This is a genomic window from Lacrimispora sp. (genome assembly GCF_032078915.1).
GTDB lineage: Bacteria > Bacillota > Clostridia > Lachnospirales > Lachnospiraceae > Lacrimispora.
Genome location: NZ_DAMAUN010000017.1, coordinates 1 through 10,100 on the forward strand (window position 1 = coordinate 1; position 10,100 = coordinate 10,100).

The window sequence follows — 10,100 nt, forward strand, 5'->3', positions numbered from 1 at the left end:
CATACTGTTCAATCTTCTGTTTTCAAAGTGCTTTTTGTGTTGCTGTCTTATTCAGCGGCAACTCATTTATTCTATCATGTGGCTGCTTTTTTGTCAACAACTTTTTTTATTTTTTTCAATCTGTTTTAATTGATCGCCCGCGGAGTTTCTCTCGCACTGGGTCTTTATAATATCATGTCCATTTAAGATTGTCAAGGGAATTTGTTCCACTTGTTCAAACAATTTTTCCAGTGATTCTATCCCTACTATATATACATATTTATCCTTAATTTTTCTATATTTTGTGGTTTATAAAAAGATCTGCAAGCAGAGATTCTCCCATCTTTGCTTGCAGATTTGTTTTAATTGAATATATGATAGATGCAATTCCTGTCTCACACAAAGCCACGCAGTACCCCTAGAACCATCAGATTTAAGAAATTATGGGTGTATATAAAGGACAGCCATTTACTCGCTTCAATCTGCCGGGTCAGCATCAGGCCCCATTCGGTTCCGGAGAACGCAGTGACCAGCAGACAGGCGATCCAAAGGAATACAAGTCCTTCCAAACCTCCAAGCAGAGCGCCTGCTATTTTGTTGATACCTGATATAATAGGAAGTCTTGAGATAATATCCAGCCACCTCATGACCAGCCTTGAGAACAGATAGATTGCGGCAAACAGCAGGACGAATCCCACAGAATTAAGGATTACATCTGCAAGATAGTTTCCAACATAGTCTGTAAAAGCCTGAACTCCCAGCATTTGATACACTTCACTGTTGTTATTTTCGATGAGTGCGTTTTTGACACTTTGGGGCAGCTTAAGATTTTCAATAATCATACGCTGGGCAGATGGAGCTTCCAAGGCTTCCCCAGAAGTATTTTCTTCCTGTTCCAAACCTACGGATTTTTTCATGCTCTCCGAAATAGTCTGCTGAAGACTTGTATTTTCCTTTAAATATCCAGTTACCGAGGGTAAAGCAACCCGGACAACGGTCAACGACAGGACCACCGCCAGCATTGATACGATTAACCGGATGAATCCTCTGTGATGGCCATAAAGGACCATTCCCAAAAGATAAACTCCGGCTGCTACAGATAACCAGTTTTCCATATATAGCTTCGTCATAATTTGTCTCCTAATGAATCAACTGGATATGTAAACATATCCAGTTGATTCATAAACTCAAAGTTGAAGGATATCTTTCTTTCAACCTTTTGCTCCGAATACCAAACGGTTAATCGCTGATGCCACTCCGTTTTCATCATTCGTATCCGTTATATAGTCAGCGGCCGCATGGAGCTCTTTGCTTCCATTTTTCATAGCCACTCCGATTCTTGCCTTTAGGATCATGGAAAGGTCATTTTCCCCATCTCCAATTGCCATTGTCTGCTTTCCGCTGAGTCCTAAATGGGAAGCGAGCCTTAAGATCGCCTCACCTTTTGTCGCCCCGATCGCATTGATCTCCAGATTGTTTGGTATGGAGGAAGTCACCAGAATATCTTCTCTTTTCTCCAATTCGGCCCTTAGTCTGGCACGTTCTTCCATTTCAGGGAAAAACAGGTTGATTTTCTCCACCGGCTTATCGTTCTTCTCCACAAACTCTATGATATCGGGATGGACATCCCTGGTCTGAACGACCATTTCCTGTAATTCAGGCGGCAGACCGTATTCTGATAAGTGTTCATAAAAGCGGGGTTCTGTTATCCCGCGTCTGTCTATGTAGGGATCGTACATAACGTAGTAGGATTCCACCAGGTGCAAAAGCTCCAGCGCTTGTTCCCGGGATAACATCCGGGTGTCAATAACCGCTTTTTCTTCCATGTCCTCAATGACCGCTCCATTGGTGGTAATTGCATAACGGATTCCGGAAATGCCTTTTATTTCTTCAGGTATACCATGCACTGTACGTCCGGTACACGGAACAACCCATATTCCTTTTTGAACACATTGGATGAGTGCCTGGCGGTTGACATCGGAAAGCCGCTTTTTACTGTCTAACAGGGTTCCATCCAAATCAATTGCAATGAGTTTAATATCCACGTTTCATACTCCAATTTAATAAATGAAATGTTCTTCTTTTAAAACAAGAAGGCCGTCTTTGTCATATTTTGAGGAAAACAGACCTTTAATCCGTTTTCCAAGGGAAGGCTTTTCCGCACGGTCAGCCGCCTCTTCAATCAGACTTTCTGCACTGGCTCTGTTCAGAGGAAGTCCATCCTCTTCCATGATCTCAATTCTTTCATAGAGCGCCAGCATGCTTTTTCCGGTAATGCTGCAGTCGATCTCATTGGCATAGCGACAGGCATATTGGGCGAATTCGTCAATATCCATTTCTTCTCCCTGAAAACCAGGGCCTTCCTCGTCCCGGACAGACGGGCGGAATTCTTCAACCTCTTCATAGAAATCACCGTCTTCATAAACACCGTCTTCATCGGCCTCGTCTTCATAGGAGCCATTATCATAGGAAGCATTTACAAAGGCTCCGGCTTGCCCGTATTCATTCTCCTGCCAGGAATCAGATTCAAAACTATATTCCTGATCTCCATAATCTTCGTAGGATTCTTCACTTAAGTTTTCTTCATTAAACGCAGGGGTCAAGGGTTTAATAGCAGGCTTCTGAACAGCTCTAACCGGTCTTTCCTTCCGCATCGTTTCTCTCACAGAAAAAACCGGAGCTTCTTCCCCGCTTCCAATGCACTCAAATTTACTTGCCAGTGCTGGATGCTCCAGGTGAAGGGTTTCCATTTGCTTTGGGTTATCAATAAGAACCACGATCATTCCGCTTTTATCCTGATCCATCAATTCATTTAATTCTTCCAACGCTTTTCTGGTAAGATCCCCAGCTTCCTCTATGACCAGATCTTTTCCGGCCAGCCTGTCTGCGGATGCCAGCACTCCCCGGTTGGACAACTTGGAACCGGTGATTTTGGCCACCGGATTCTTTACGTTATTTTCATTGTGAATCTGTTTTAAGGCTTCAACAGCCATTTGAAGTCCTTTTTCAGGAGTCCTTGCTTCTATCATGAGGTGGTTTTGAACCGGGGTTTCCTCCAGGTCGTCTTCCTCTTCCTCATATAAATCATCGAACTCCAGATTATCTTCATCGCCGTAAGGAGCGTTTTCCTCTTCTAAGGTTGAATTTAATGATCCATCGGGCTGGTTATAATCATTTTCTTCATATCCAAAATCTTCCTCCGGCTGATCACCGGATTCCTGAAAAATATCGTCTGCAGCGGCGAACTCTCCTCCGGCGTCATCTGGCGCTTCATATTCTGCTTCTCCGTCATAATATCCGCCAATGTCAGTCTCTTCCATTCCAGGGCCTTCTGGTTCCTCTTCCTCAATAACCGGCTCCGAATGGTACAAAAGAGACTCCTCATCTACAGGTGCATAGACACTCCCTGGTCTTGGCATGGCAGTTACAGGGCGGCCTACTCTCCGGATGTCCTCCAGCACTCTGGTGCGTTCCATCTTGGGTACCTCCCGCATAACGGGTTCTTCATAGGAGATTTTTGAAAGTTCTCTCGCCAGTGTCTCCTCAACCGCGGCTTCCTGAAGCCTCGCCTCCAGATTATCCTCTCCAGGATTCTCTCCAAATACTATGTCAGGCTCCTGGTAAAACTCCTGCTCTTCTTCATAGTATTCCTCTTCTGGTTCTGATTCTGGCTCTGGTTCTGGTTCTGAGTTCTGTCTTCTTCCGATGCTGTATTCCTGCTCAACTGCCCGCAGCTTTGCTTCGTATTTATCCCGGTTCTCCACAAGATCCATCTGGTAGTTGGTAAGCGGTGCATACTGTATTTTTAAATCCATGGCCTTGTCCACATATTTTCCAAGGCCAAACATCAGCATGATCCTGTCGCACGTATCCACGCAGCGATCAGGCATGCCCGCAAGGCTATAAAGTTCCGCAAGCTCATACAGCCATTTCTCATCCAGCTCCACACTGGTATAGGATTCCAGGGAGTGAATGAGCTGCTGGGCCGGCGCTCCTTTTGCTTTTAAAATCATAAAGCGCAGAAGCTGCTGCCTGGGATCATCAGAGGCCAGATCACCAAATTCTTTATAGTAAGCTTCTGCCTCTTCGATATTTCCTTCCTTGATCGCCAGCTCTGCAAGCTTATACAGCAGACGTTTTCCAATGGGAGCACGTTCAAAAGCCTGGAGAAGGATCTCCTTGGCTTCCTGATAATCTTCATTTTTCTCATAAATTGTAGCTACCATGGAAAGCAGATTGGTGTTGCGGACTCTCTTCCAGTCTATTGTGTCGGCTATTTTCATAGCCGTATCATAGTCGTTTTTGCCGACCAATTTTTTAATCTGTTCAACCTTTATATTAAACTCGTACTTATCCATTATTTGTCTCCTAATGAATCAGGCGGATATGCTTGCCTGTCCCGTTGATGCCCGGTAACGCGGGGCATGCTATTCGTAAACTTAAGGCTAAAGGATGTTTTTCTTTCAACCTTATATCTCTAACAAGGCAAATGATCTACAGTTCGACCCGGCCTTCCAGGGCCCGTAACAATGTTACCTCATCTATGTACTCTAAGTCTCCTCCAACGGGAACCCCACTGGCTATACGGGTAACCCTGATACCTGTCGGTTTGATCAGCTTGCTGATATACATGGCTGTCGTCTCTCCCTCAAGACTGGAATTGGTGGCAATGATCACCTCTTCTACATCCCCCTGCAGTCTCTGCATCAGCTCTTTCAACTTTATGTCACCAGGTCCGATTCCCAGCATGGGAGAAATAGCCCCATGCAGGACATGATAAACGCCTTCGAATTTTCCTGTTTTTTCATAAGCAGCCAAGTCCCTGGTGTCTTCCACTACCATAATCACCTTATGATTGCGTTTTTCGCTCTGGCAGATGGGACATTTTTCCTGATCCGTCAGGGTAAAGCATTCCTTGCAATAACGTACATTCCGTTTTGCTTCTGTAATGGATGAAGCAAGACCTGACACTTGTTCCTCTGGCATATTGATGATATGAAATGCCAGGCGCTGCGCGGATTTACTGCCAATACCCGGAAGCCTGGACAGTTCTTCTATTAATCTGGTTATCTGACTGCTATAGTAATTCATAATTTGTCTCCTAATGAATCAAACGGATATGCTTACATATCCAGCTGATTCACAAATTCATGGCCGAAAGATGCTTATCTTTCAACCTTTAGAACGGAAAACCTCCGCCTAAACCGCCAAGACCGCCGGTCAGCTTCGCCATGGCAGAGCTGTTGTCTTCTTCCATCTGGCGGAATGCTTCATTGGTAGCAGCCATGATCAGGTCCTCAAGCATCTCGATATCATCCGGATCTACAACTTCCTGGGATAATTTAACCCCAGTCACTTCCTTTTTTCCTGAAACAGTGACTGACACGGCTCCACCGCCTGCTGCAGCTGTATATTCCTTTTCCTCAAGAGCCTTTGTTGTCTCTTCCATCTGACGCTGCATCTTCTGAGCCTGCTTCATTAAATTATTCATATTGCCAGGCATTGCGCCTGGAAAACCGCCACGTTTTGCCATGGTGTATGTCCTCCTGCTATTTTTATGATTTTTAATCTTCTATTGTTATATCCATTAAAATATTTGCTTTTAATTCTTCATCGCTGACATAAACGGTATTAAGCCGTTCCCCTCCGCCCAGAAGCCTGGTCTTAAAGGTTATGGACTTTTGGTAATGGTCTTCCACATACCGCTCAATCGCTGCAACTGTTGTATCCCTGCTTCCGATCATGTAATTGCTTTGTTCGGAAAAGACAACGCAAAGGCAGCTCTCTCCCGCGGGTTCTACAACTGTATCCCGGAAGCTGGCCCGGATAGGTCCTCCCAGTTCCCGAATGATCTTTCCCCATTCACTGCGGATCAGATTTAAATCCTCCAACTGGCCTTTGGGAAGAGCCACCCGCTCTGCGGGAGTTAATTCGGGTACAGGGGAATTGCTGCCAACTTCCCCCGCCTTCAAAGTATCCGGGGAAGTATTAACTACAATACCGCTTTCCAGCTGTTTTTCTATATTACTGATCCGCTGAAGTATGGAGTCCAGATTCTGTTCCATCTGAGGGCGGGTCAGCTTGATTAAGGCAACCTCAATCAGAACCCTTTTCTGGAAAGCATAGCGAAGCTGATTGGAAAGATCTGAAAACACCCGGATATACCGCAAGAGTGTTTCATTGTCCGTAAGCTTGCTGTCCTCTTTTAACAGGTTTTGGTTCTCTGTTGACATATCAAGCAGATTTTCTGCATGATCAACGGATTTTAATATTAAAAGGTTTCTTAAGTACCAGATAAAATCAATAACAAACTGGCTCAGCTCCCTTCCCTGGATCACCAGCTCTTCAAGACTTGTTATGCAGTCTTTTGTCCGGTTTTCCACGATTGCGCGGAACATCGTTCCAAACACGGTGATGTCTACGGCTCCCAGGACATCCAGCACATTGTCGTAGGTAAGAAGCTCTCCGTAATGAAATGCAATACACTGGTCCAGGAGACTTAAGGCATCACGCAGCGCCCCGTCAGCTGCCTTGGCGATATAAGCAAGGGCCCGGTCTTCCACCTGGATATGTTCTGCGGCTGTCAGCTCTTTTAAATGCTCTACAATGGTTTCCACCGTAATGCGCTTAAAATCATATCGCTGGCACCGCGACAGGACCGTCACAGGAATCTTCTGGACCTCCGTAGTCGCCAGAATAAATATAACATAGGATGGGGGTTCTTCCAATGTTTTTAACAGTGCATTAAATGCTCCTGTAGAAAGCATATGAACCTCATCGATGATATAAACCCGGTATTTGCCTTCTGTTGGAGGATACTGGACTTCATCCCTTATCTCCCTGATGTTCTCCACGCCATTGTTAGACGCAGCATCAATTTCAACCACATTAAGGGATGCGCCGGCTGCGATGTTCTTACAGGTCTGGCATTCCCCGCAGGGACTTCCGTCTGCAGGATGTTCACAGTTAACCGCTTTTGCAAAGATCTTTGCAATACTGGTCTTACCGGTTCCTCTTGTTCCGCAAAACAGATACGCATGCCCGATACGCCCGGATACTATCTGGTTTTTCAAAGTCTGTACGATATGGTCCTGACCCTTTACATCCGAGAAGGAAGGAGGGCGCCATTTCCGATACAATGCCGTATATGACATGCCTGTTAACTCCTTATTCGTCGCCGAAGCTAATGCCTATCATCTTGGCCTCCTTAACGATAGAGCCTTCCGGATCGACGGTTTTTAATTTTCCGGCTACATCGGCTAACGGAACCTTAACAATCTCATTGTTATTCACCGCAACCATATATCCGTATTCTTTGTTATTTATGAGCCTTGCTGCCTCAGCCCCAAGGCGGGTGGAAATCACTCTGTCGTAGGGGCATGGATCGCCGCCTCTCTGCATATGGCCCGGTACGGTAACCCGCACTTCCTGTCCGGTTCGCTCCGTGATCTGAGCCCCGATTTCATATGCCACAGAGGGATAAACCACTCCATTCTTCTTTTTTTCTTTTAATTCCTTTTTCGTCAGGCAGGCATCTTCCTTGGAAATTGCCCCTTCCGCCACAGCAAGAATGGAAAACTTCTTACCATTTTGGGCCCTGCTCTTTAATGCCTTTATTACGATATCAAGATCATACGGGATCTCCGGCAGTAGGATGATGTCAGCCCCGCCTGCAATCCCTGCATGCAGGGTGAGCCATCCGACCTTGTGTCCCATGACCTCCACGATGAAGACTCGTCCATGGGAAGCCGCTGTTGTATGGATGCAATCAATGGCATTGGTAGCCACATTGACAGCGCTCTGGAAACCAAAGGTAATATCGGTCCCCCATAAATCATTATCTATGGTTTTGGGAAGAGATACTACATTCAGACCCTCTTCCCGAAGGAGATTGGCTGTTTTCTGACTTCCATTGCCGCCTAATACCACCAGGCATTCCAGTTTCAGCTTTCTATAGGTGTGCTTCATCGCTTCTACTTTATTAAGACCGTTCTCATCAGGTGTCCGCATAAGTTTAAACGGCTGTCTGGAGGTGCCAAGGATTGTCCCACCCGTTGTAAGAATCCCGGAAAAATTTTCCGGCTTCATTACACGGTACTCCTCATAAATCAGCCCTTTATAGCCATCCTCAAATCCAACAATCTCAATATCGCCGGGCATCCGGTACAGTGCCTTTGCTACGCCTCGCATGGTGGCGTTTAAGCTCTGGCAGTCGCCCCCGCTTGTAAGCATTCCAATTCTTATCATGAAAGCACACCTCTTTTTTTGATTAGATTTGTCATTAGGAAATAGGTAGTATTATACCCATTTTATAATTATAATACAAAGGGGAATATGGGGCAAGGGAAAACTTTATTTCATAAGAAATGTAAGAAAATATTAAAAATGGTAATCACAAATTGCAAAAGACACCGCAAAACAGTTTCCTGCTCTCCGGCGTCTGATAATTCTTTATATTTTTAATCCGTGCGTCTCACTTTGAACCGCTATCACAGGCGTTACCCTGGCAGTTAACTCGGTCCAGGCACCCTCACGGCACACAGAAGGTTTCACTTAGTGCTGCTGCATTCCTGCCCTGACACGGTTCATGAAGATCTGTTGCGTAAGACCCAAACGTCATCGCCACTTACCAGGGGCAGCCCTGCAATAGACAGCCCTGGGTGAGACATCACCCCTGCTAGAGCGGATTGCAGGTACAGGGCACCGCTATCTCCCCGGCTGCACGGAAACTTTATGACATGTATTGGTTTAATCGCACTTTAGTATACATGGAAACGGGCGGGTTGTCAAGGAGTTGAAGGGGATTTGTCTTCCAGTTTCTTCTTATTCCTTTCCCGCAGCTCTCTAAAAAAATCTTTCATCATTTGAGAACATTCTTCTCCCAAAACTCCTGTTTCTGTTTCAACCTGATGGTTAAAGCCTTCCTCATGAAGCATATCAAGCACGGATCCGGCACAACCGGCCTTTGTATTCATGCAGCCGATAACGACTCTGGGGATCCTGGCCTGAACAATCGCTCCGGCACACATGGGACAGGGTTCCAGGGTCACATACATGGTACAGCCCTCAAGTCTCCAATCCCCTATTTTTCTGCACGCTTTGCGGATGGCATTGATCTCCGCATGGGACAGGACATTTTTATCAATGGTGCGGCGGTTATATCCGCGGGCAATGATCTTATCTTCATAAACAATAATGCAGCCGATGGGGACTTCACCAATGGCGCCTGCCTTTTCAGCCTGTCTTATTGCTGTACGCATATATTTCTCATCTGTTGTCATATTTCTTCCTCTTTGCTATTAATATTACTGCCTTGTTTCCGGGCATATTGGGACACCTCCAGGGCATTTCAATATTACGATACCCTCCGCGTGTTTAAATGTGATATACTGAGATAAGTATATCACGAAACAAAGGAATGGTGAAGGTATGAAACTATGCGGGCTTCAAAAAACAACGCTACTGGATTTTCCCGGCCACATAGCAGCCACGATCTTTCTCGGCGGCTGCAATTTCCGCTGCCCCTTCTGCCATAACAGCGGGCTGATCGGCAATGAGGCAGAATCCCTGTTCAGTGAAGAAGAGATGTTGGATTTTTTAAAGAAACGAAAGGGAATTTTAGAGGGAGTCTGCATCACTGGGGGAGAACCCACCCTGGAAGAGGACTTAGAACCCTTTATCCGGAAAATCCGGGATCTGGGCTATCTTATTAAGCTGGATACCAACGGCTATCGGCCGGAGGTCTTAAAAAAGCTGGCTTTAAACGGACTTTTGGACTATGTGGCAATGGATATTAAAGCCGGCAGGGAAAATTATCCCAAGGCAGCGGGAATAAGGGGGCTAAGGATGAAAGATATTGAGGAAAGCGCTGCTTTTCTCCTTCATGGAACCATTCCTTTTGAATTCCGCACAACGGCGGTAAAAGGGATCCATAGCCCCCTTGATTTTATAGATATCGGTGAATGGCTGACGGGCTGTCCGAATTATTATCTGCAAAATTATGTGGACTCCGATCAGGTCCTATGTCCCGGCTTCCAGCCTTTTTCCAGGGAAGAGCTGAATAAATTCTTAAACATCTTAAAGCCTTTGATTCCCAATGCCACGCTTCGGGGCGTTGAGGA

General features: G+C 45.7%; 9 protein-coding genes and 1 other RNA gene. 1 reads left to right on the top strand and 9 read right to left on the bottom strand.

Annotated elements, in window-relative coordinates; genetic code table 11:
- Nucleotides 1-374: 374 nt before the first annotated feature.
- The 9 genes from RT269_RS08845 to tadA all read right to left on the bottom strand — a co-directional run bounded on the left by RT269_RS08845 (nt 375) and on the right by tadA (nt 9,260).
- The gene (locus RT269_RS08845; protein ID WP_313181962.1) at nt 375-1,109 is read right to left on the bottom strand and encodes a CvpA family protein; all 735 of its coding nucleotides are present in this window, start codon (nt 1,107-1,109) and stop codon (nt 375-377) included.
- Between the two features lie 81 nt (nt 1,110-1,190).
- Nucleotides 1,191-2,024, bottom strand: a complete 834-nt coding sequence (locus RT269_RS08850; protein ID WP_313181963.1) for a Cof-type HAD-IIB family hydrolase — start codon at nt 2,022-2,024, stop codon at nt 1,191-1,193.
- Between the two features lie 15 nt (nt 2,025-2,039).
- Nucleotides 2,040-4,337: a tetratricopeptide repeat protein gene (locus tag RT269_RS08855; protein ID WP_313181965.1), complete on the bottom strand. Its 2,298-nt coding sequence runs from the start codon at nt 4,335-4,337 to the stop codon at nt 2,040-2,042.
- 136 nt (nt 4,338-4,473) lie between these two features.
- Complete coding sequence (recR, locus tag RT269_RS08860; RefSeq protein WP_313181967.1) at nt 4,474-5,070, bottom strand: recombination mediator RecR; 597 nt, start codon at nt 5,068-5,070, stop codon at nt 4,474-4,476.
- A gap of 88 nt (nt 5,071-5,158) precedes the next feature.
- Nucleotides 5,159-5,512: a YbaB/EbfC family nucleoid-associated protein gene (locus tag RT269_RS08865; protein WP_025230831.1), complete on the bottom strand. Its 354-nt coding sequence runs from the start codon at nt 5,510-5,512 to the stop codon at nt 5,159-5,161.
- A 31-nt stretch (nt 5,513-5,543) separates the two neighbouring features.
- Nucleotides 5,544-7,133 (bottom strand): DNA polymerase III subunit gamma/tau, encoded by a 1,590-nt coding sequence (gene dnaX, locus RT269_RS08870; RefSeq protein ID WP_313181970.1) that lies wholly within the window; start codon nt 7,131-7,133, stop codon nt 5,544-5,546.
- A gap of 13 nt (nt 7,134-7,146) precedes the next feature.
- The gene (locus RT269_RS08875; RefSeq protein WP_313181971.1) at nt 7,147-8,226 is read right to left on the bottom strand and encodes a 6-phosphofructokinase; all 1,080 of its coding nucleotides are present in this window, start codon (nt 8,224-8,226) and stop codon (nt 7,147-7,149) included.
- Between the two features lie 217 nt (nt 8,227-8,443).
- An RNA gene (gene ffs / locus RT269_RS08880) (signal recognition particle sRNA large type) lies at nt 8,444-8,705 on the bottom strand.
- A gap of 60 nt (nt 8,706-8,765) precedes the next feature.
- The gene (tadA, locus tag RT269_RS08885) at nt 8,766-9,260 is read right to left on the bottom strand and encodes a tRNA adenosine(34) deaminase TadA (protein ID WP_313181973.1); all 495 of its coding nucleotides are present in this window, start codon (nt 9,258-9,260) and stop codon (nt 8,766-8,768) included.
- Between the two features lie 148 nt (nt 9,261-9,408).
- On the opposite strand from tadA, the gene RT269_RS08890 reads away from it, so the two are divergent.
- On the top strand, nt 9,409-10,100 hold a 692-nt coding region (locus RT269_RS08890), incomplete at its 3' end, for an anaerobic ribonucleoside-triphosphate reductase activating protein (RefSeq protein ID WP_313181974.1).